Source organism: Streptomyces sp. NPDC025651, assembly GCF_055558735.1.
In genome coordinates, this window is the sequence record NZ_JBVHLZ010000005.1 from 1 (window position 1) to 21,565 (window position 21,565).

Consider the following 21,565-nt stretch of genomic DNA (forward strand, 5'->3'; position numbering starts at 1 on the left):
ACCACGCCGTTCATCGAGACGGTGTGGACCAGGGTCCGCATGGCCCGGACCGCGGCGCCGTCCGCGCCGTTCTTGTCACCCCGGCCCACCCAACGGCCCGCGGCCATCGCCGCGGCCTCGGTGACCCGGACCAACTCCAGGGCCAGATTGCGGTCAGGGGCCTCGGGGGAGACCTCGAGCTCGGACGGAAGATGATGCTCGGTCATCGGAGCGCACCTTTCTGCTTGATACGACGACGGCCGGATGAGGGATGGGAATGACTCTATCCGCAGGTCGACAAAATGAGCAGGGGGCCCCACGCATGAGCGGACCGGGTGCCAGGGGAGATACCGGGGGAAGGTGCGCGATCGGCGCCTGAGACCATGAGGGTGTGGCAGGAAGACAAGGCAACCAGACCGTCAAGAACATGCTGTGGTCGTTGGTGGTGATCGCCCTCGTCGCGGGCGTGATCTACATCTTCGTCCCGCATGACGAGTCCGAATCCCCGGTCGAGCGGAAGGACTACCGCGTCGAGCTCCTGACGGCGCGGCGGGCCGCGGCCTACCCGGTGGCAGCTCCCGAGGGCCTTTCCAAGGACTGGAAGGCCACGTCGGTGCGGTTCAAGGGCGAGGAGCACGACAGCTGGCACCTCGGCTTCCTCGACCCGGACGGCGAGTACGTGGCGATCAAGCAGTCCACGGAGAAGCCGGTCAAGTTCATCGAGGACGTGACCCAGGGCGCTTCGCGCACCAAGGCCACCGAGAAGATCGGCGGCCAGGAGTGGCAGCGGTACAAGGGGGAGACGTACGACGCCCTGGTGCGCACGGAGAAGGGCGCCACGACGGTCGTCCTCGGCACCGCGCCGTTCGGTCAGCTGACGAGGATGGCGGAGTCCCTGAAGACGTCCTGACCGCCTCGCAGGACCCGCACGCAGGGCCTGCCCCCAGGACCTGAACGCGCGAAGGGCCCCCGGCGGCGTGCCGGGGGCCCTTCGCGGTGCTTGCGGGGTCTGCGGGGTCGCTCAGACCGTGGTGACGACGTCGTCGTAGGACAGGCGCGGGGAGCGCGGGAACCAGGCGTCCTCGCCCGGCTTGCCGATGTTGACGACCATCAGCGGGGTGTGGTCGTCGTCCAGGAACTCCTTCTGGATGCCCGCGGCGTCGTAGCCGGTCATCGGGCCCGCGGCCAGACCGGCGGCGCGCACGCCGATGATGAAGTACGCGGCCTGGAGGCCGGCGTTTAGCGAGGCGGCCTGCTCACGGGCCGGGCGCTCGGCGAAGAAGACGTCCTTGGCCTGCGGGAAGTGCGGGAAGAGGGCCGGCAGCTCCTCGTGGAACTCGTTGTCCGCGGAGAGGATCGCGACGAGCGGGGCGCTGGCGGTCTTCGGCTGGTTGCCCTCGGCCATGTGCTTGACCAGGCGCTCACGGGCCTCGGGGGAGCGGACCAGGGTGACGCGCAGCGGCGACTGGTTGAACGCGGTCGGGCCGTACTTGACCAGGTCGTAGATCGCCTGGACCTGCTCCTCGGTGACCGGCTCGTCGGTGAAGGTGTTCGCGGTGCGGGCCTCGCGGAAGAGCAGGTCCTGGGCGGCGGGGTCAAGGGCGAGAGACATGGATCAACCTTCTCGATGCGTGCGTGGTGTCTGCCGTGCCCGTTTCCGGGCTTGCGTCTACGACAGTACGCCGCCACTGTTCAACTTTCAACCAAAGTCCGCGCCGCGTGATCCGCTTCACAACCCGCAGGTCGGGATGGTGCCACCTCAGGAATCGGCGTCGGAGTCCTCGGCGTCGGCGGTCTCGGGGCCCGCGAGGGCCGCGTCGAGCCGGGCCCGCGCGCCGTCCAGCCAGCGGCGGCAGATCCTCGCCAGCTCCTCGCCGCGCTCCCACAGGGCGAGCGACTCCTCCAGGGTCGTCCCGCCGGTCTCCAGGCGGCGTACGACCTCGATCAGCTCGTCCCGCGCCTGCTCGTAGCCAAGGGCGTCCGCGGGGCCCGTGGCCTCGTCCGTCGTGCTGGTCATGAGCCCACCCTAATTGTCGATTTGTGTGGTTCGTACGGTGAATTCGCCCTCGGCGACGCGGGCCCTCAACTCCTCGTCGGCGCCCACCTCCTCGGGCGACCGGACGACCGCGCCGTCCGGCTTCTGCAGCACCGCGTACCCCCTCTGGAGGGTCGCGGCGGGGGAGAGGGCCACCACGCGCGCGTGCGTGTGCGCAAGCTCCGAGCCCGCCCGGTCCAGGAGGTGCCCGAGCGTGCGGCGGCTGCGGTCGACCAGCGCCGCGACCTGCTCCTCGCGCTCCTCGACCATGCGGTGCGGGTGCTCCATGGAGGGGCGGGCCAGGGCGTGCGCGAGACCCCGGGCCTCGCGGTCGAGGAAGGCGTCCATGCTGCGCCGGGCCCGGTCCCGCAGCCACTGCACGCGCTCGTACTCCTCGCCGACGTCCGGCACGACCTTCTTGGCGGCGTCGGTCGGGGTGGAGGCGCGCAGGTCCGCCACGTGGTCCAGGAGGGGGTTGTCCGGCTCGTGGCCGATCGCGGAGACCACGGGCGTACGACAGGAGGCGACCGCCCGTACCAACTGCTCGTCCGAGAACGGGAGGAGGTCCTCCACGCTGCCGCCGCCCCGCGCCACGATGATCACGTCGACGTCGTCGAGCGCGTCGAGCTCCTTCACGGCCTGGACGACCTGCGGCACCGCGTGCACCCCCTGGACGGGGACGTTGCGCACCTCGAAGCGGACGGCGGGCCAGCGGTGGCGCGCGTTCTCCAGGACGTCGCGCTCGGCGGCCGACGCGCGGCCCGTGACGAGGCCGATGAGCTGCGGGAGGAAGGGCAGCGCCTTCTTGCGCTCGGGGGCGAAGAGACCCTCCGCGGCGAGGCTCTTCTTCAGCTGCTCGATGCGCGCGAGCAGCTCACCCACGCCGACCGGCTTTATCTCGGCGGCCCGCAGGGACAGCTGCCCCCGCCGCTCGTACCACTCGGGCTTCGCGCGGACCACGACGCGGGCGCCCTCGGAGACGACGTCCGCCACGGCGTCGAACACCTGGCGGTAGCACGTGACGCTCACCGAGACGTCGTGCGACGGGTCGCGCAGCGTCATGAAGACCACGCCGGCGCCGGGCCTGCGGGACAGCTGAGTGATCTGCCCCTCGACCCAGATGGCACCGAGCCGGTCGATCCACCCGCCGATGAGCCGCGACACCTCACCCACGGGGAGAGGGGCGTCCGCGGACGTGTTGAGAGCCATGCGTCGAGCGTAGTCGGCGCCTGTGACACCCCTGCCCTAGGCGCCCGCGCGCCCCCGCCGCTGCACGAACAGGACCACGAGGCCGACCGCGAGCCAGACCGCGCCGACCACCTGCGCCGAGCCCGACGCCTCCCAGACGACCGCCACCACGATCGCCGCGCCGAGCACCGGGACCAGCAGGTGCCGCCACCAGCTGAACGCCTCGTCGCGGTGGCGCACCGCGAACCAGCCCACCACGCTCGCGTGCAGCAGCAGGAACGCGGTGAGCGCCCCGATGTCGACCACCGACACCAGGTGGTCCATCCCGTCGTCCCGCCGGGCCGCCCACACCGCGGCGACCATCGTGACCACGGCCGCGCACAGCAGCGCGATCCGCGGCGTCCCGGAGTCCGTCCTGGACAGGGCCTTCGGCAGCCGCCTGTCCCGCGCCATGGCGAACAGCAGCCGGCCCGCCGCGGCCTGCCCGGCCAGCGCCGCGAAGGCCGCGCCGATCGCCTTGCTGACGGCCACCACCTTGGACAGCCACTCCCCGGCCGCCGCCTCCGAAGTGTCGTAGAAAGCCGTCCCCTGCTTGGCCGGATCCGCCGCGAGCTCGGCCGACGACAGCGGCTCCAGGAGCGCCACCAGATACGTCTGGAGGATGAACAGGAAGCCCGCGAGCGCCAGACAGACGAGGACCGCCCGCGCGACCTTCGCCGAGCCCCCCGTCACCTCCTCGGCGAAGGACGCGATGGCGTCGAAGCCCAGATACGACAGGACGGCGATCGACACCGCGCCCACCACCGCCGACAGCGCGAACGCCCCCTGCGAGCCGTCACCGGTCAGCGGCGAGAGCCAGTCCCGCCGCGCGCCGTCCTGGACCAGCACGACCAGGGCGGCCACCACGAAGACGAGCAGGACCACGACCTCCATCGCGAGCACCGCGAAGCCGACCCGCGCCGCCGCCCGCACGCCCCACAGGTTCAGCGCCGTCGTGACGAGCACCGCGAGCGCCGTCCACACCCACCGGGACACCGAGGGCACCAGCGAGTTCATCGCGATCCCCGAGAAGAGATAGGCGACCGCGGGGATGAGCAGGTAGTCGAGCATCGCCATCCACCCGGCGATGAAACCCGGGCCCTTGCCGAGCCCCACGCGCGCGTACGCGAACACGGACCCCGCCTGGGGGACCACCCGCACCATCTGCGCGTAGCTGAACGCGGTGAACGCCATCGCGATCGTGGCGATCAGATAGACGAGGGCGACGGCACCGTGCGACTTCGCGTCGAGCGTCCCGAAGACGCCGACCGGCGCCATGGGGGCGATGAAGAGCAGGCCGTAGACCACGAGGTCCCGGAAGCCGAGACTGCGCCGCAGCCCTTCACCCTCGGCGGGCTCGGCGGGTTCGCCCCCCGCGGCAGGTGCTCCCGTACTGGCGGACTGACCGGACATCGTGCCTCCGTAGATCAACGCGGGCCTCCAGTCTCCCCAACCGGGCGATCTTTGACGCGCTGGACGCGGCCTTACGATGGTGTGCATGACTGCTACGCCTGGCACCCGCCGTGTCCTGCTCGCCGCTCCCCGTGGCTACTGCGCGGGCGTGGACCGTGCCGTGATCGCCGTCGAGAAGGCCCTGGAGCAGTACGGGGCCCCGATCTATGTCCGCCACGAGATCGTCCACAACAAGTACGTGGTGCAGACCCTGGAGAAGAAGGGCGCCATCTTCGTCGACGAGACGGCGGAGGTCCCCGAGGGCTCCATCGTCATGTTCTCCGCGCACGGCGTCGCCCCGACCGTCCACGCCGAGGCCGCCGAGCGGAAGCTCGCCACCATCGACGCGACCTGCCCGCTGGTGACGAAGGTCCACAAGGAAGCGGTCCGGTTCGCCAAGGAGGACTACGACATCCTCCTGATCGGGCACGAGGGCCACGAGGAAGTCATCGGTACGTCCGGTGAGGCGCCCGACCACATCACGCTGGTCGACGGCCCCGACGACGTCGCCAACGTCGAGGTCCGCGACCCCGACAAGGTCGTCTGGCTCTCCCAGACCACGCTCTCCGTCGACGAGACCATGGAGACCGTCGGCGCCCTGAAGAACAAGTACCCGAACCTCCTCTCGCCGCCCAGCGACGACATCTGCTACGCCACGCAGAACCGCCAGACCGCGGTGAAGAAGCTCGCCGAGGACGCCGAGCTGGTCATCGTCGTGGGCTCCAAGAACTCCTCGAACTCGATCCGCATGGTCGAGGTCGCCCTGGACGCGGGCGCCGACGCCTCGCACCTGGTGGACAACGCCGAGGAGATCGACGAGGCCTGGCTGGAGGGCGTCACCACGGTCGGCCTGACCTCCGGCGCCTCCGTGCCCGAGGTCCTGGTGGACGGCGTCATCGAGTGGCTCGCCGAGCGCGGCTACGGCGACGTGGAGACCGTCAGGACGGCCGAGGAGTCGATCACCTTCTCGCTGCCCAAGGAGCTCCGCAGGGACCTGCGCGCCGAGGCCGCCGAGCTGTCACAGCGCTGAGCGCGCCGTAACGTGGGCGCCATGCAGATCTTCGGTGTGGACATCGGCGGATCCGGTATCAAGGGCGCTCCCGTGGACCTGGGGCGCGGCGACCTCGCGCAGGAGCGGCACAAGGTCCTGACCCCGCATCCGGCCACCCCGGAAGCGGTGGTCGAGGGCGTGCGCGAGGTCGTCGAGCACTTCGGCTGGACGGGGCCCGTCGGTGCCACCTTCCCGGGCGTGATCACCGGCGGCACGGCGCGCACCGCCGCCAACGTCGACAAGAGCTGGGTCGGTACGGACATCAGGGCCCTGATCTCCGACCGGCTCGGCGGCGTCCCCGTCACCGTCCTGAACGACGCGGACGCGGCGGGCGTCGCCGAGACGCACTTCGGGGCGGGCCTCGGCCGCACCGGCACGGTCATCCTGCTCACCCTCGGCACGGGCATCGGCAGCGCCGTCTTCACGGGCGGCCGCCTGGTCCCCAACACCGAGCTCGGCCACCTCGAACTGCGCGGCCACGACGCGGAGAAGAAGGCCTCGTCCAAGGCGCGCGAGGACGAGGACCTGAGCTGGGAGCACTGGGCGCGCCGCGTCCAGCGCTACCTCGCGCACGTGGAGATGCTCTTCTCGCCGGAGCTGTTCATCATCGGCGGCGGAGTGAGCCGCAAGGCGCACAAGTTCCTGCCGCTGATCGAGGGCATCTCGGCGGAGATCGTTCCGGCGAAGCTGCAGAACAACGCGGGGATCGTGGGGGCGGCGATGGCGGCGGCGGGCGAGGCGTAGCGCTTCCGGAAGCTTCCAGGCGAAGCTCTCCGAGGCTTCCCGAAGCCTCCACGGGCCTCAGGAGGCGGGCAGCCGCTTGCCTCCAGCAGGGCCCGGCGCCTGGCTCTTCGCCGGGCGGGCCTGCCGCCGCTGCGCCATCAGCCGGATCTTGCGCACGGTCACGATGAGCCCGGCGACGAGCGTCCCGCCGTACAGCCATCCGGCGTGCAGCGCGAGCGACGTCACGAGCCCCATGAAGTGGCCGCCGACGCCGCCGGAGCCCCCGGAGATCGGCAGGATCCCGGCGGCGAAGGCGATCGGCACGCCCACCGGCGCCGTGACCAGGTCGGCCGGGCGCACCCACAGCGCGGTGAGCGCGGCGACGGGCAGGAAGAGCACGCCGTACGCGACGGGTGACTCACCCACGAGCAGCCGGATCAGACAGGCGAGGACGAACATCACGGCAGCGCAGAACAGCCCGCTGCCGAGCCCGGTGAGCCGGGGGTTCGGCATGCGCCGCAGGGTGCGGTACAGCGGGGTGCGGCGCAGCGCCCGGACGAACGGAGGTGCGGGGCGGCGGGGACGTGCCGAGGCCCGGTACACCGTGCCGGACCCGGCAGGTCTGCCCTGCTCGGGCAACGGCGCGGTGCGCCGCTGCCGGGCCTTGGGAGTGGCCTTGGGGGCGGACTGAGGGGGACGCGTCCTGTGTTGCTCCACTGGACCAACCTAGGTCGGCCCCGGCGTGGAATCAGGCATGGGACACGCCCTTTGGACGACCTTGGCCATCCGTTCGACGGGGAGCGGGCCCCGCGGGGCCCGGGGCGGGCGGGCGACCGGAAGCGCTGGTGGCGGCACGCCGTAGACTGGTGGATCGGCCCGGGTACGAAGGGGCCGTCCCACTCAGCCCTCACGTACGGGAAGTCGCAACGTGTCGCTCACGATCGGAATCGTCGGTCTGCCCAATGTCGGCAAGTCGACCCTGTTCAACGCCCTGACCAAGAACGACGTGCTGGCGGCCAACTACCCGTTCGCCACGATCGAGCCGAACGTCGGCGTGGTGGGCGTCCCCGACCCCCGCCTGACGAAACTGGCCGAGATCTTCTCCTCGCAGAAGATCCTCCCGGCGACGGTCGACTTCGTCGACATCGCGGGCATCGTGCGCGGCGCGAGCGAGGGCGAGGGCCTGGGCAACAAGTTCCTCGCGAACATCCGCGAGTCGGACGCGATCTGCCAGGTCATCCGCGCCTTCAAGGACGAGAACGTCGTCCACGTCGACGGCAAGGTCTCGCCCAAGGACGACATCGAGACGATCAACACCGAGCTGATCCTCGCCGACCTCCAGACCATCGAGAAGGTCCTGCCGCGCCTCCAGAAGGAGTCGCGCATCAAGAAGGACATCGCCCCGAAGGTGAAGGCGGTGGAGGAGGCCAAGGAGATCCTGGAGAAGGGCGACACGCTCTTCTCCCAGGGCATCGTCCAGGGCTCGGAGCGCTCGGAGCTCCTGCACGACCTGCACCTCCTCACGACGAAGCCCTTCCTCTACGTCTTCAACGTCGACGAGGACGAGCTGACGGACGACGCCTTCAAGGCCGAGCAGCGCGCCCTGGTCGCCCCCGCCGAGGCGATCTTCCTCAACGCCAAGCTGGAGGCGGACCTCGCCGAGCTGGACGACGAGGAGGCCCTCGAACTCCTCCAGTCCGTCGGCCAGGAGGAGCCCGGCCTCGCCACCCTCGCCCACGTCGGCTTCCGCACGCTCGGCCTCCAGACCTACCTCACGGCAGGCCCCAAGGAGTCCCGCGCCTGGACGATCAAGCAGGGCGCGACGGCCCCCGAGGCGGCCGGTGTCATCCACACCGACTTCCAGAAGGGCTTCATCAAGGCGGAGATCATCTCCTTCGCTGACCTGGTCGAGACGGGCTCGGTCGCCGAGGCCCGGGCGGCGGGCAAGGCGCGGATGGAGGGCAAGGAGTATGTGATGCAGGACGGGGATGTGGTGGAGTTCCGCTTCAACGTCTAGCCCCGCCCGCGCCCGTGCGGCAACGGCCCGGTCGTCCCTCGGGGCGGTCGGGTCGTTCTTGTGTTTCCGTACTGTTGTCCGATGACCAGTGAGACGCACGAGGATCTCGCCCTGCGCTGTCTGCGGCTGCTTGCCGGGAACGCTCCCCGGGAGGCCTTGCGGGCGTTGGGCGAAGGGGGTGAGCTTTCCGAGGCTGTGGAGCTCGCGCTTCGGGTTCGGGGGCAGGCGCAGGAGTGTCAGCGGCGCGTCGCCGGGATGGCGGCGCTCGTCGACACGTTGCGTGACCTCACCCAAGTGCGGGATCTGGAGAGCCAGTTGCGGATCCTGTGTCGGCGCGCGCGGCTGTTGCTCGGGCTCGACATGGCGTACGTCAGTCTGCCCGACCCCGACTGCGGCGACTGGTACGTGGGTGCCGGGGACGGTGCGGTCAGCACGCTCGTCGCCGGACTGCGGGTTCCCGCCGACTGGCAGGGGCTCGGTGAGGTCACGCGCAGCCGGCTCGCCCCGTTCTGGACCCCGGACTATCTGGCCGACGACCGGTTTCCGCACCACCCCGAGATGGACGAGGTCGTACGTGCCGAGGGGACGCGGGGAGCGCTGGCCGTTCCGTTGATCCGGGGCGGCGTCAGCATCGGGGTGCTGTACGGCACCGCCCGCAGCGTGCGGCACTTCACCCCCGATGAGGTCGCTCTGCTGTCCGTGCTGGGGGACATCGCCGCCCTCGCCATCGACAGGGCGCACCAGTTGGAACGTACGTGTGCCGAGCTGGCCAGGAGTCAGGAGCGGGGCGACGGCGCGCTCCTGGCCGCCGAGTCCCTGCGTTCCGTGGTGTCGGCCCAGCGGCGGCTCACGGAGACCGCGCTGGAGAGCGACGCCCAGGGCCTCGCCGAGCTGGGTGCCGAGCTCTTCGACGGCTCCGTGCGGATCCTCACCGACGAGTACCGCCCCGTGGGCGACGCGGGTCCCGGCGGCGGCCCGTCCGGGATCGAGGCGGCACAGTGGTCGCGGTCCGTGGAGCGTGCCCGTGAGTCCGGCACGGCGGTCCAGGACGCCTCCGGGTGCTGGGTGTCCTGGGTGGGGAGGATCCCCGGGCAGGGGGCCTGCGGGTTCGTGGTCGTGCGGCCTGGTCACGCCGCGGCGGACGGGCCCGACGCGGAGCGGCGGGACGCGCTGCTGCGGCAGTTCTCCCTGGCCGCCGCCTTCCAGATGCTGCTGTGCCGCACCTCGCGCGAAGCCGGTCACCAGGCGCGCGGCCGGCTGCTGTACGACATGGTGGCCGCCGCCACGCCCCAGGAGGAGCGGCTGCTGCGCGAACGGGCCGTGCACCTCGGGCTCGCGCCCGACGGCGACTGGCTGCTGCTCGCGGCCCGCCCCGAGGGCGACCGGGAGGGCCGCCTCGAGCGGTCGCTGATGTGGGCGGTCAGCCACACCACGCGGGCCGGGGGCATGGCCACCGTCCGGGAACAGACCCTGGTCCTCGCCATCCCCGGCTCGGAGGCGGGCAAGACGGCGCGCGAGGTGGCGCGTCGGCTGGGCCGGGCCATCGGGGCGCCGGTGACCACCGGTGCCGCCGGCCTCCGGCTGAAGGACGGGGCGGTGACCCGGAGCGGCGGCACGCGGGGCGCCTTCCGGGAGGCGGTGCGCTGCGTGGACGCGCTGACCGCGCTCGGACGGAGCGGGCAGGGCGCCTGCGCCGACGAACTCGGCTTCCTCGGCGTGCTGTTGTCCGAGGAGCGTGACGTGCCCGGCTACGTCCGTTCCGTGCTCGGTCCCGTTCTGGACCATGACGAGCGCCGCTCCGCCGGTCTGGTCGAGACCCTGGAGGCGTACTTCGCCTCCCGCTCCGAACTCAAGGGCACCGCCGAGCGGTTGCACGTCCACACCAACACCGTCGTACGACGCCTCGAACGGGTCACCTCCCTCCTCGGCACCTCCTGGCAGGAGCCCGCACGCGCCCTGGAGGTCCAACTCGCGCTCGGGCTCCGGCGCACCGCTCGGGCCCTGGGGAGCCGGGAGGAGCAGGAGGGCCGGGAGGAGCAGGAGGGCCAAGAGGGCCAGGAGGAGCAGGAGCGCTGAGGGAGTCGCGAGGGGCGGGAAGGGCGGTGGGGCGTGGAGCTGTGTGGGGCGGCCACCGTCGCGCCCCGGCTGTCGGCCCCTTCGCGTCCCGCGCGTGGTGGGCCGTCCACCATCCGCCCTCCGAGGGGTGTTCGGCCGCCCGCGCGCAGGGTCCTCAACTGTGGTGCCGGCGGCCCTTATCGGCGGCCCGTGCGTCCGGCGAGAGTCGGGGCATGACCGAACGCACGATGCTCGCGCTCTCGGGAAGCCTCCGGGCCGCGTCCCACAACACCGCCCTGCTGAGGGCGGCCCGCAAGTTCCAGCCCGACGGGATGGACGTCCAGCTCTACGAGGGGCTGCGCGACATCCCCCCGTACGACCTGGATCTGGACACCCCCGACCACCGGCCCGCCGCGGTGCGGGACCTGCGGCGCCGGATCGCCGAGGCGGACGGGCTGCTCATCGCCACACCGGAGTACAACCACTCGATCCCCGGCGTCCTGAAGAACGCCCTCGACTGGGTCAGCACCGACTGGACCGGCCGCGAGGGGCGGCCGCTGCTGCACAAGCCCGTCGCGCTCATGGGCGCGTCGCCGAGCGCGTTTGGCACGGTGCGCGCCCAGCTCGCGCTCCGCCAGACCCTGACCTCGACGCAGTGCGACCTCGTCCTCCAGCCCGAGGTACTCGTCTTCCGCTCCCACGAGCGGTTCGACGACGGGGACAACCTCGTCGACGACACGACCATCGCGCTGCTCCAGGAGCTGCTCGCCGCGCTGGACGCCAAGGCGCGCACCCGCGACTGACCGGACCGCGTCGGCCCCACCCCGCAAGTGGCCTCGTACGTGACCTCGTACGCGGCTCCGTCCGTGAAAGGAACCCGCACCCCATGCCCATCCAGCTCAACCACACCATCGTCAACGCCACCGACAAGAAGGTGTCCGCGACCCACCTGGCCGACCTGTTCGGCGTCGAGGTCCAGCCGCCGTTCGGGCCCTTCCTGCCCGTGGTCCTGAGCAACGAGGTCGCGCTCGACTACATGAACAAGGAGGACAGGACCGGCCCCGGCATCGAGGACGCGGCCACCGCGCCCATCGAGTCCCAGCACTACGCGTTCCTGGTGTCCGAGGACGAGTTCACCGCGATCTTCGGCCGGATCCAGGAAGCGGGGATCCCCTACTACGCCGACCCGTACCGGAAGGAGCCGGGGCGGATCAATCACAACGACGGCGGGCGCGGCGTCTACTGGCTCGACCCCGACGGTCACGTCATGGAGATCATCACCGTCCCTTACGGCAGCGACGCCGAGAGTCGCGCCCTCCCCGGCAAGTAGCGGGCACGTAGGGGTACTTGAACGGCCCGGTGCGCTCCTCGGAGTGTGCCGGGCCGTTTTCGCGCCCCCTGTCCGCGCTTCCGCGCTCTCCTTCCCGGGCGGCTCGGGTAGTACCCGCACCGCATATTCCGCTGCCGCATGCAAGGCCCCTTTCATTCCGGGGTCGGGTGGGGCGACCCTGCGCTAATCTCCCAGAAAGAGCCGCATTCTCAGGGGGGAGCGGCCATGGCCAAAGGCGCGTACAAGGCGTATCGAAAGGCGCTCGCGGATGTGTACGGCGGTTGGTGGTATGCCTGGCCGCTGACGCAGAAGGTGCACGTCGGAGACGTGCGCGCGCTGCACGACGGCGGTTCGGTCCCCGCGGGCACGCTCGCGGGCCGGGGCATCGTGGCCGAGTCGGGACCCACCGGCGCACCCGGCGACATCGCCTACGACGCCGAAGGCACCATCGACGTCCGCTTCAAGGCCGTGGGCGCCGCCGCCCAGGGATTTGCCTCCCTCGCCGCCGCCGATGCCGGAGCTCTGGTCGAATTCCGCGCCGGACACAGCGCGTTGGTCGTCTACACCGGCATGGAGCAGAACGGCGTCGAGAACGTCGTCCAGCTGGCGCAGGAGTTGATCCGGCGCTCCTGGCTGGGCGAGTGGGACCCGGCGCTGTTCGCCGTCACCGAAGTGATCTCCGCGCGGGCAGGCACCGTACTGACCGCGGAAAAGGCAGGCGCCAGCGCGGAGTTGAGGATCCAGGGGGAGGCGGGACCAGGGCCCGTGAACCTCGTGGACCTCGCGGGCAGGGTCGCCTTCCACGCCGCGAGCAGCGTCGGCCTGCGCTGGACGGGCACGGACCTCACGCCCTGCTACCGGGGCGTGCGGATCCGTACGTCCTGGTGGCGGGACGAGGTCGTCGCGGAGTACGGCACCACACAGCCCGGCCGGGGCCTCTCCGCCGGCCCCGTGCCCGAGCTGCTCCTGGAGCAGGCCAGGGACCAGGTCTGGTCGGTGGTCGAACGAGTTGAACAAGTCGAAGAAGTCGAAGAAGTCGGGCCGGACGACTGACGGCTCCTGGGCGGGGACCGACCGCCCAGGCGGTACAGCACGGCGCGATCCCTCGGGGGGAACCATGACCGACGTCGTCCTCAGCATCCACAAGGACCACGTTCGACTGCACAGGGACACCGGCGAGACCGAGTGGCCGTTGGGCGACGAGCTGGTCGAGATCATGCACGATGCCAGCGGCCGCAAGGCCGAGGAGTTCACCGGGGCGCTGGAGCCCGGCGTGTCCCCGCAGGAGCGGGTCAACGTCGGGCTGCGCCTGCACGAAGGGCTGCTCGGCGGGGCGCCCGACGGGCTGTGGCAGGAGCTGCAGAACGAGGCGTCCGAAGGGGCGCCGCTGCGCGTCAGGCTCGACATCGACTGCCTGCCGCTCGCGGCGCTGCCCTGGGAGTTGATGCGGGACCAGCAGCGGGCGCTGTGGCGCAACAGCCGTGTGCTGCTGCGCAGAGGGCGGCATGTGGGATCCCCCGGCAAGGAGGAGGAGACCAGCCGCATGGGTCCCCTGCGCGCCCTCCTCGTGGTGTGCAACCCGCGCGACCCGAACCTCCTCGCCGACTGCGAGCTCGCCATGATCGGCGCGGCGCTCACCGGTCTGCCGGGCCGGATCCACACCGAGGTCGTCGACGGCCCGAGCCTCACGGAACTCACCGCCGAACTCGACCACGTGCGCCCGCACGTCCTGCACTTCATCGGCCACGGCATGCGCGCCGTCCCCGGTGACATGGGCGGGCTCCACTTCAACGCCCAGCCGCCCGCGGCCGCGGCCGACGCCCCCCAGTGGAAGACGGCGCAGGAGCCCTGGACGCTCGGCCCCGACGAGATGCACCACCTCTACGACAAGTGGACGCCGCGCCTCGTCGTGCTCAACGCCTGCCGCCAGGCGCACGCCCCCGCCGCCGAGTTCACGGCGCTGGTCGACACCTGCCTGGACCGGGGCTCGGCCGCGGTCGTGGCCATGCAGGCCGACATCGAATCGCCCGCGGCCGCCCAGTTCTCCCACGCGCTCTACCAGGACCTCGCCCGCGCCAGGTCCATCGACGCCGCCCTCACCGAGGTCCGCAACCACCTGCACAAGACGGAGCCGGACGGCCCCTCCTGGGCGCTGCCGGTGCTGCAGTGCGGAGTGAACGACCCGGGCGAGGTCGTACGGATGGACTTCGGCCACACGGAGCCCGAGCTGACCCGGCTCAACGGAAGCTGGCCCTTCGGCGAGCTCGCGATGTTCCTGGGGCGGGCCAAGGAGCGCCGCACCGGCTGGTGGGAGCAGTGCGGGGCGAACCCGCCGCAGCGCCTGCTCGCCATCACCTCCGCGCAGCGCGAGTCCGGCAAGACCTGGCTGGCCAAGTGGTGCCTGCTCACCTGCATGCTGCGCGGCGAGGACGTCACGTACGCCGACCTGTCCGCCTACGCGGGCCGGGGCAACGGCGACGACCCCGTCACCCTGGACTGGCTGGCCGTCCTGCGGGCCCTGCGCAAGGCCTGCACGGACCCGCGCCAGCCCGACCCGATGCTCCCGGCGGAGTTCGCCAGGTTCAACCAGGTCCTCAACCGCGCGCTGCGGGGCGGCAAGGACTGGGCGCAGCGGCTCCCGGCGTCGTCGGAGGACCGCGGGGGCCCCTTCGTGGTGGAGAGCGACCGGCACGCCGAGGACCGCAAGCGGGAGATCTTCCAGGCCTTCCTGACCGCGCTGCGCTCCAGGGCCCAGGCCCGCAGGCGCCCGCACCTCCTCGCGATCGACCATGCGCAGGGGATCATCGAGTCCGACTTCCGTGCCGTGCTGCTGCCGCTGCTGCTCGGCCCCGTGCAGGAGCTGAAGGACGAGTTCCCGCTGCGCGTCCTCGCGGTGACGCCGCAGAGCTGGCCCGGCTTCCGCCACCTCCAGGAGTTCATGCGCGGCGACCCGGTGACCCTCACGGACTTCCAGCTGTACGACTACAAGCGGCTCGCCAGGGAGTTCTGGGAGCGACAGGTGCACAGCAGCAGGGTGCCGCGGGAGTGGACGTTCCAGGGGTTCGAGCAGGTGCTCGACGCCGCCCTCCAGGGCGGTAGCCAGCAGTCCTTCCCGGTCACCGCCTACCAGCAGATGCTGGACGTGCTGCTCGGCATGGCCGGAATGAGGGAGGCAGGATGATGACCGACTCCGACGCACGCCGCGAAGGGCCGTTCGCCGAACTCGCCGCCCGGCTCGGCCGGGGCGAGGGGCTCGACGACATCCGCCGCACCCTGCTCCCCGACGCCTGGACGGACGTCCTCAAGGCGGCGGCCGTCGCCCGGCTCTTCGACGACACGACGTACAGCTCCGTCCTCAAGGAGTTCGCCGGCGAGGACCCGCCGAGCCTCGCCGCCCTGAAGGAGCGCGGCGCGGTCGAGGAGATCGCGGGCCGTCGCCTCTTCCGGGTGCCGGACGCCTTCCGCCCCTCGTACTTCCTGTCCTGGCTGCGCGACGGGTCGAGCGCCGAACTCCCCGAATCCCTCGTGCGGTTGGAGCGCATGCTCAGCGAGCACTGGCACTCTCGCGGCAAGCCGGCCGAGCGGTTGCGGCATCTGATGCTGGCCGACCCCGACGCCACCGTCGAGCTGTTCGACGCCCTCTTCTTCGCCAGCGACGCACGGCGGGACTTCACCCGCTGCCAGGACTTCACCGACGCCCTCGCCGACCCGGACCGCGCGGCCGTGGCCAAGCGGCGGATCCTCAAGCTGGCCGAGGACAGGGCGGGTTATCTGCGGGCCCGCACCTACTGGACCGCCGACTACGCCCGCTCCGCGCAGTTCCTGGAGCAGGACGGCCTGTGGCGGCGCGCCCAGCGGCTGCTGTCCCCCGAGGGCCCCCGCGTCTGGCAGATGTACGGCAGCGGCGGCTCCGGCAAGACCATGCAGCTGCGCTGGCTGGTCTCCCGCAGGGCCGTCACCCCGGAGCAGGACATCAACTGTGCCCGCATCGACTTCGACGTCGTCGACCCGCTGAACGCCGCGCGCTGGCCCTGGCTGCTGCTCCTCGAAATAGCCGACCAGCTCGAACAGCGCCTGCCCGCCCGGGTGTTCGCGGGCCTCGACGAGTACGCGGCCTACCGCTCGCTGCTGCGCCGCCCCACCTCGCGCGCCGCGGCCGAGGCCGCCCGCGGCATCCGCACCCAGGACGAGAGCCGCATCGAGCGCGAGGTCGTCGCGGCGTTCACCAGCCGCTTCAACAAGGGCCTCGGCACCGGGCGGCCGGTGCTCGTCGTGGTCGACACGCTGGAGGAGGTCGTCGTGCGCAGCGGCTCGCGCACCGACAGCCTGCTGCGGCTCCTCGGCGAGACCGTGTCCGCCTGCCCGGCGATCCGGCTGATCCTCTCCGGCCGCCCCGACCTCAGCCTCCGGTACGGCCCCGCCCTGTCCGCCATGGGGCCCTACGAGAACGTGCCGGTGCCCGGGTTCACCCCCGAGGAGGCGGACCGCTATCTGCAGGGCATCCGCGGCATCCAGGACCAGGAGCTGCGCGAGGTCATCATCCGCCGCAGCGAGGGCATCCCGTTCCACCTCGCGCTCTTCGCCGACAACATCGACCAGAACCCCGAGGCCACCGCGGAGTCGATGAACAGTCTGCGCGACCCCCTCATCCGCTACCTCGTCAACCGTGTCATCCGCCGCATAGAGGACCCGCTCGTGCGGTGGGTGCTGCGCTACGGCGTGATCCCGCGCAGGCTGCGCCGCGAGCATCTGCACGACATCCTGCGGCTCCATCTGCGCGAGCGGATGCACGCGCAGTCCGCGGCGGACGACCCGCTGACCGACGCGCACCACCTGCGCGGCCGGGACGACGTCTTCCCCTTCGTCGAACAGGCCCTGGACAAGGAGAAGTTGGACGAGGCCTGGCGCAAGGTCCTCGACTACGCGAAGGGCTCCTCGTGGATCAGCGAGGTCGCCGAGGACGAGGAGTCGGTGGTCTTCCACGGCATGGTCCTCGGACCGATGCGCGACCTGATCTCCGACAAGCCCGTCTTCGCCCAGCTGCACAATGACTTCGCCGAGCGGTACGAGTCGCGGGCGAAGCTCGACCCCGACAACTGGTCCTGGTATCTGCGCGAGGCGCTGTACCACCGCTTCCAGATGCACGACCCGGGCGCGCCCGAGGCGTGGCGCGGCGCGATGGAACGGGCCTGGATGGCCGGCGAGACCGACCGGCTGCGGGACCTCGCCGAGGAGCTCCTCGGCGACGAGTACGTGGACCGCGGCAGCCCGCGCCGCACCTGCGGCGGCCCGATCATCACGTACGCCCTGATGGCCGAGGCCCATCTCAACATCGCGTACGCGCAGTTCAGGGACGGCATGGCCGAGGGCACGCCGTCCGACGTGCACGACCACATGTGGTCCGAGGTCGACCTGCACCTCACCCAGGCCGACGAGCTGTACGCGAAGGCGGGCGCCGGGGCCGACCGGCGGCACTCCGTGCGGGAGGAAGTGGTGCGGGCCGCGCTGCTCGGCCTGCGCGGCAGCCCGGACGACGCCGTCCGGCTCCTGGAACGGACGGTGCTCTACCGGGTGGGCCTGCCCGATCTCGAACGGCTCTGGGCGCTGAGCATCCGCGCCGCGGCGCTGCGACTGCTCGGCTCCCAGGACACCGCGACCGCCTACCACCAGATGCTGGTGTTCGCGAGCGGCATCGGCCGCCAGGACATCGCCGCGCACGCCGCGTCGGCCGAGGCGGCGCAGCGCCGTCTGATGGGGGACGTCGGACGCGCCATCCAGCTCTACGAACAGGCGGCGGGGCTGCGCAGGGCCGTCGGCGAGTCCGCGTTCCAGGCCGTCGCCCAGCGGGCGGGGCTGCTGCTGCGCTGCCGCAGGCCGAAGGCGGCCCTCGCCGTCCTCGACACGGTCACGGTCGAGTCGCCGAGGGAGCAGGCCGACAAGGCGCGGCTGCAGGCCAAGGCCCAGCTGGTGCTCGGCAGGGAGGTCGCGGCGCTCGAAGCCCTCCAGCGCGCCGACGCGGCGGCCGGGCAGGTGCACGACACCGAGCGCTACCGCCAGCTCGCGCAGAACGTCCAGCTGCGCGGCGTCGTGCTCGGCGAGCTGCACGAGATCGCGGGCGCCGACGACTGCTTCACCAACGCGACGGGGCTCTGGTCCGAACTCGGCTATCTGGCGGGCGAACCGGAGTGCCACTACCTGTACGCACGCTTCCTGGTGCGCGGCAGCATGGACTACACCGCCGCCCACCCCTTCCTCGAACCCAAGGAAGCCCCGGGCCAGGAACCGGAGTTCGCCCTGCGCCTGATGCTCCTGTCCCTGGAGTGGGCCAAGCGCACCGGGAAGGTGGCGTCGTTCGACGGCATGCCGCTGCCGTACGACGAACTGCCCGCCCTGGTCCGCCCCTTGCACGCCCTGTGCCGCATCGCCTCCCTGCCCGAGGGGGAGTCGCCCGCGGAGCCGCTGCGGCAACTGGCCGCGGCGCTGGGGGAGGTGCGGCCCGTCCAGGCGAGGCTCGCCACGCTGCGCGACCTCATCGACAATCCGGCGATGGAGGGCCGCGTGCCCTGGCCGCTGCTGCGGCCCTTCTACGAGATGGAGGACGAGGACGGCGATCCCGACGACGGGCTCGCGCAGCTCCTGATCGCGCAGGTGCGGGGCGAGGTGGCCCCGGAGCGCCTGAGCCGCACGGCCGCCACCCTCGTCGAGGGCGCGGGCGACAACCGCCTCATCGTCTGGCGGTGCGCCCGCATCGCCGCCCGGCTCGGCCACCACGAGCTCGCGGTCCGGCTGCTGCGCGGGGTGCCGTGGGAGCAGCCCCTGCGGGTGCCGAGCGGCACGCCCCGCATCCCCCATCTCCAGCTCGCCCTCGCCGCGTTGGTGCTGCAGGCCGGGGTCCACCCCCGCCAGGCGGACGCCGAGGCGGCGCTGCGCGGGGCCATGGCGCTCGCGGAGCAGTGCGAGGGGGTGCGGCGCAGCGTGCCCGTGCAGCTGTCGGACTGCGCGCGGCGCATCCAGGTGGCCGGGGTGCAGGACCGCGTGGGGGAGCTCCTGCGCGGTCTGCGACGGCCGGTCTTCTTCGACACGGACTTCCCCGACGACCTGCGGCTCTTCCAGGACTGGCCGGGGGAGCGCGGTGTCGCGCTGCGCGCCCGCCCGGACATCGACCCGGTCGGCGACAAGGCGTCGCCGCACCCCGCGAAGCTGGCCAAGTGGCACGAGGACATGTGGCCGCTGCGCACGGTCCTGAGCACACCGGGGCAGCGCCAACTGCGGTTCGTGCGCCTGGAGTCGGAGGACCCGGGCGCGCACGCGCTGCCCTGGGAGCTGACCCTGCAGTCGGCCCTCGAATGGGCGGACGAGCGGGACCGGCCGATGCTCTACCGCACGCTGCCCACCGGGGCCCGGCGGGTGGACGTGTGCTGGCTGCAGCTGGGCCTGAACCGCATGTACGGCCTCGCCCTCGACGTGGACGGCATCGTCGGCCCGCAGACCCGCCGTGCCCTGGAACGGCTCCAGCCGGGGGCGGTGACGGCCGAGTGGCCGCTGGTCGAGCCGGAGACCCGCTGGGAGCTGCAGCGGCGGATGCCGAGCGAGCCGGGGACCCGCAAGGTCCTCGTGCTCAGCGCGAAGCAGGACGAGCGCTCGGTGCCGCTGTCGTACTGGCTGCGCGGGCGGCGGCCCCTGCTCGGCCAGTTCCCGCTCTCCGCGCGGCTCCTGGTGGTGGAGTCGGAGACCGACCTGGCCAAGCGCCTGTCGTCGCCCGCGGAGGAGGCCGACATCCTGCACATCGCGGCCCCTCTGTGGCAGCGCGACGGCATGCCCCACCTCGACCTCTCGCCGGCCGGCCATGCCAGGCGCCTGGCGAGCAAGGCCCGCGGCTCGGACCTCTTCCCGGTCCAGCTGTCGCGCTGGCTCGCCGGGTTCCGGCCGGGGCGCAGGCCGCTGATCGTCCTCGACCCGCCGTGCCCGGGGTCCGAGGTGGACATCCACGTCCAGCTGACGCTGCGCAACCTGTTCGCGGCACAGCTGTTCCGGCTCGGCAACTGTCCGGCGGTGGTGTGCACGGGGCTCTTCCCGGAGGGCGGCCTGGAGCAGATGATCGGCTTCTACCAGTCGCTGTCCGAGCAGGGGCCGCTGGTGGACGCCGTGCGGACGCTGCGCACCACCGCGGCGGCGGGCGCGGCGGACCGCGGCACGACGTTCGAGAACGACGACGACGCGCGCCGGGCGACCGCGCTGTACGCGGCGGCCTCCTCGCTCCTGCAGCGGCCGATGGGGCAGACCTCGTGACGGCACGGGCCGAGCGGCGGGCGGTCCTGCTGCACTACGTCGAGGGGCTGCGCGCGGAGTTGGCCTCCTGGCGGCACCTGGCCCTGTGCGGCGAGACGCCGGAGCTGGAGAAGCACCGCAGTCAACTGGCGGCGGTGGAGGGTCTGTTGGAGGAGGGTCTGGAGGAGGCCCGGGGGCGGATCGCCGGGCTTCCCGGCGCGGGCACAGGTGCGGGCGCGGGCGCGGACGGAGAGGGGGGAGCCGGGGCGGACGGAGGGGGGATCGCCGGGGCCGGGGCGGACGGCGGGCTGCCCGTCCTCGTCCTCGATCTGCACCACGTCTGGGACTACTTCCGCTCGAAGTTCGCGCTGCGCAGGCTGGCCGAGTACCGCGACTGCCTCGCCGTCGCGGACGAGATCGCCTGGGCCTGCTACCGCGAGCCGCTGGCCGCGGCGCTCGCCGCGGGGACGGTCTCCGCCAAGGAGCCGCCGCTGGTCTCGTTCAGCAGGGCGGCGGCCCCGCGCGCCCACCGACGGGGCGGCCAGTACCGGGAGTTGCTGCCGCGCGGCGGCATCCACACCGCGGCGGGGCTCCGCCTGGTCCGCGGCCTGCCGTTCCCGGTGATCGACATCCCCTGGTACTACGGCGCGCACCTGCCGGGCCTGCTGACCGTGGCGCACGAGACGGGCCACCACATCGAGGACGACTTCGGCCTGACCCCCGAGATCGAGGCGCGCCTCGCGGCGGCCGGTCTGCCGGGCGGCGAACTGCCCGACTGGCAGCGCTGGGCCGGGGAGGTGTTCGCCGACGTATGCGCGTGTCTGGCCTGTGGCGTCGCCTATCCGGGGGTGCTCGCGGAGGTGCTCGGCGCGCTGGGGACCCCTGAGGCGGCACGGTCGCCCGACCACCCGCAGACCGGCGCCCGGCTGGCCGTCTGTCTCGCCGTCCTGGAGCGGGCCGGGCACCCGCCCGCCGAGGCCCGGCCGAAGCCGCTCGCCGACCTCCTGGCGGGGGAGGCCGCCGACACCCCCGCCGCCGACGCCGTGGCCCGCGCTCTTCTCGACGGCGGATACGGGCGCCTGGGCGGCAGGAACCTCGTGGACCTGCTCGCCCCGCGGCGCCCCGGGCCCGGCGCCCCGCGGGAGTACCCCGGCGAGACCCACGCCGGACGGCTGCTCGCGGGCATGCCCTCCCGGCACGCCCGCGTCCCCGGCGTGGTCGCCGCCGCGGCCCTCGCCTTCCTGACCGATCCGGCCGTGTACGACGACGTCCGCGTCGGTGCGCGTGCGACGGCGGAGGCCCTGGCCCTGCGTCCGGTCGGCCCCCGCGCCGACGTTCCGGGGCGCGGTCCCGGTGCGGGGCGGCGGGACGCGGAGGCCGGGCACCTGCTTCTGGGGGCGCTGCGCGGCGAGGCGTGAGGGGGGGGCT

At 72.3% G+C, this 21,565-nt stretch carries 17 protein-coding genes; 11 read left to right on the forward strand and 6 right to left on the reverse strand.

Going from position 1 to position 21,565, the window contains the following annotated elements; translation table 11 throughout:
• The coding region (locus tag ACZ4D5_RS19420) for a fructose-bisphosphatase class II (protein WP_467773601.1) at positions 1 to 206 on the reverse strand (206 nt) is incomplete at its 3' end.
• 164 nt (positions 207 to 370) lie between these two features.
• Between ACZ4D5_RS19420 and ACZ4D5_RS19425 the strand changes: the two genes are divergently transcribed.
• A complete protein-coding gene (locus ACZ4D5_RS19425; protein ID WP_467773602.1) occupies positions 371 to 889 on the forward strand; it encodes a DUF4245 domain-containing protein in 519 nt (172 codons plus the stop codon).
• A gap of 111 nt (positions 890 to 1,000) precedes the next feature.
• Here the strand turns inward: ACZ4D5_RS19425 and ACZ4D5_RS19430 are convergent, their stop codons facing one another.
• From ACZ4D5_RS19430 to ACZ4D5_RS19445, 4 genes are all read right to left on the reverse strand, one after another.
• On the reverse strand, positions 1,001 to 1,591 hold the full coding sequence (locus tag ACZ4D5_RS19430) for a malonic semialdehyde reductase (protein ID WP_362328275.1): 591 nt from the start codon (positions 1,589 to 1,591) through the stop codon (positions 1,001 to 1,003).
• A gap of 147 nt (positions 1,592 to 1,738) precedes the next feature.
• A complete protein-coding gene (locus ACZ4D5_RS19435) occupies positions 1,739 to 1,996 on the reverse strand; it encodes an exodeoxyribonuclease VII small subunit (protein WP_467773603.1) in 258 nt (85 codons plus the stop codon).
• Positions 1,997 to 2,005: 9 nt separating this feature from the next.
• The gene (xseA, locus tag ACZ4D5_RS19440; protein WP_467773604.1) at positions 2,006 to 3,223 is read right to left on the reverse strand and encodes an exodeoxyribonuclease VII large subunit; all 1,218 of its coding nucleotides are present in this window, start codon (positions 3,221 to 3,223) and stop codon (positions 2,006 to 2,008) included.
• Positions 3,224 to 3,259: 36 nt separating this feature from the next.
• Entirely contained in the window at positions 3,260 to 4,654 is a 1,395-nt protein-coding gene (locus ACZ4D5_RS19445) for an APC family permease (RefSeq protein ID WP_467773605.1), read from the reverse strand.
• Between the two features lie 85 nt (positions 4,655 to 4,739).
• On the opposite strand from ACZ4D5_RS19445, the gene ACZ4D5_RS19450 reads away from it, so the two are divergent.
• Both ACZ4D5_RS19450 and ppgK read left to right on the forward strand, forming a co-directional pair.
• Positions 4,740 to 5,723 carry a 4-hydroxy-3-methylbut-2-enyl diphosphate reductase gene (locus ACZ4D5_RS19450; protein WP_467773606.1) on the forward strand — a complete coding sequence of 328 codons (984 nt, stop codon included), beginning with the start codon at positions 4,740 to 4,742 and terminating at the stop codon, positions 5,721 to 5,723.
• A gap of 21 nt (positions 5,724 to 5,744) precedes the next feature.
• Positions 5,745 to 6,488, forward strand: a complete 744-nt coding sequence (gene ppgK / locus ACZ4D5_RS19455; RefSeq protein ID WP_467773607.1) for a polyphosphate--glucose phosphotransferase — start codon at positions 5,745 to 5,747, stop codon at positions 6,486 to 6,488.
• A 57-nt stretch (positions 6,489 to 6,545) separates the two neighbouring features.
• On the opposite strand, the gene ACZ4D5_RS19460 is transcribed toward ppgK, so the two are convergent.
• Positions 6,546 to 7,184, reverse strand: a complete 639-nt coding sequence (locus tag ACZ4D5_RS19460) for a DUF6542 domain-containing protein (RefSeq protein ID WP_467773608.1) — start codon at positions 7,182 to 7,184, stop codon at positions 6,546 to 6,548.
• Between the two features lie 211 nt (positions 7,185 to 7,395).
• Between ACZ4D5_RS19460 and ychF the strand changes: the two genes are divergently transcribed.
• From ychF to ACZ4D5_RS19500, 8 genes are all read left to right on the forward strand, one after another.
• Complete coding sequence (ychF, locus tag ACZ4D5_RS19465; protein ID WP_467773609.1) at positions 7,396 to 8,484, forward strand: redox-regulated ATPase YchF; 1,089 nt, start codon at positions 7,396 to 7,398, stop codon at positions 8,482 to 8,484.
• A gap of 81 nt (positions 8,485 to 8,565) precedes the next feature.
• The gene (locus ACZ4D5_RS19470; protein ID WP_467773610.1) at positions 8,566 to 10,560 is read left to right on the forward strand and encodes a helix-turn-helix domain-containing protein; all 1,995 of its coding nucleotides are present in this window, start codon (positions 8,566 to 8,568) and stop codon (positions 10,558 to 10,560) included.
• Between the two features lie 212 nt (positions 10,561 to 10,772).
• Entirely contained in the window at positions 10,773 to 11,342 is a 570-nt protein-coding gene (locus ACZ4D5_RS19475; protein ID WP_467773611.1) for an NADPH-dependent FMN reductase, read from the forward strand.
• An 83-nt stretch (positions 11,343 to 11,425) separates the two neighbouring features.
• On the forward strand, positions 11,426 to 11,869 hold the full coding sequence (locus ACZ4D5_RS19480) for a VOC family protein (protein ID WP_467773612.1): 444 nt from the start codon (positions 11,426 to 11,428) through the stop codon (positions 11,867 to 11,869).
• A gap of 225 nt (positions 11,870 to 12,094) precedes the next feature.
• Positions 12,095 to 12,922: a hypothetical protein gene (locus ACZ4D5_RS19485; protein WP_467773613.1), complete on the forward strand. Its 828-nt coding sequence runs from the start codon at positions 12,095 to 12,097 to the stop codon at positions 12,920 to 12,922.
• A 64-nt stretch (positions 12,923 to 12,986) separates the two neighbouring features.
• Complete coding sequence (locus ACZ4D5_RS19490; RefSeq protein WP_467773614.1) at positions 12,987 to 15,050, forward strand: CHAT domain-containing protein; 2,064 nt, start codon at positions 12,987 to 12,989, stop codon at positions 15,048 to 15,050.
• On the forward strand, positions 15,050 to 20,158 hold the full coding sequence (locus tag ACZ4D5_RS19495; RefSeq protein WP_467773615.1) for a hypothetical protein: 5,109 nt from the start codon (positions 15,050 to 15,052) through the stop codon (positions 20,156 to 20,158). The genes ACZ4D5_RS19490 and ACZ4D5_RS19495 overlap by 1 nt, the downstream gene beginning before the upstream one ends.
• The gene (locus ACZ4D5_RS19500; RefSeq protein ID WP_467773616.1) at positions 20,155 to 21,555 is read left to right on the forward strand and encodes a hypothetical protein; all 1,401 of its coding nucleotides are present in this window, start codon (positions 20,155 to 20,157) and stop codon (positions 21,553 to 21,555) included. The genes ACZ4D5_RS19495 and ACZ4D5_RS19500 overlap by 4 nt, the downstream gene beginning before the upstream one ends.
• Positions 21,556 to 21,565 lie beyond the last annotated feature (10 nt).

Coding starts and splice junctions, on each gene's coding strand:
- ACZ4D5_RS19430 (WP_362328275.1), bottom strand. CDS start 1,591: ATGTCTCTCGCCCTTGACCCCGCCGCCCAGGACCTGCTCTTCCGCGAG.
- ACZ4D5_RS19435 (WP_467773603.1), bottom strand. CDS start 1,996: ATGACCAGCACGACGGACGAGGCCACGGGCCCCGCGGACGCCCTTGGC.
- xseA (WP_467773604.1), bottom strand. CDS start 3,223: ATGGCTCTCAACACGTCCGCGGACGCCCCTCTCCCCGTGGGTGAGGTG.
- ACZ4D5_RS19445 (WP_467773605.1), bottom strand. CDS start 4,654: ATGTCCGGTCAGTCCGCCAGTACGGGAGCACCTGCCGCGGGGGGCGAA.
- ACZ4D5_RS19450 (WP_467773606.1), top strand. CDS start 4,740: ATGACTGCTACGCCTGGCACCCGCCGTGTCCTGCTCGCCGCTCCCCGT.
- ppgK (WP_467773607.1), top strand. CDS start 5,745: ATGCAGATCTTCGGTGTGGACATCGGCGGATCCGGTATCAAGGGCGCT.
- ACZ4D5_RS19470 (WP_467773610.1), top strand. CDS start 8,566: ATGACCAGTGAGACGCACGAGGATCTCGCCCTGCGCTGTCTGCGGCTG.
- ACZ4D5_RS19475 (WP_467773611.1), top strand. CDS start 10,773: ATGACCGAACGCACGATGCTCGCGCTCTCGGGAAGCCTCCGGGCCGCG.
- ACZ4D5_RS19480 (WP_467773612.1), top strand. CDS start 11,426: ATGCCCATCCAGCTCAACCACACCATCGTCAACGCCACCGACAAGAAG.
- ACZ4D5_RS19485 (WP_467773613.1), top strand. CDS start 12,095: ATGGCCAAAGGCGCGTACAAGGCGTATCGAAAGGCGCTCGCGGATGTG.
- ACZ4D5_RS19490 (WP_467773614.1), top strand. CDS start 12,987: ATGACCGACGTCGTCCTCAGCATCCACAAGGACCACGTTCGACTGCAC.
- ACZ4D5_RS19495 (WP_467773615.1), top strand. CDS start 15,050: ATGACCGACTCCGACGCACGCCGCGAAGGGCCGTTCGCCGAACTCGCC.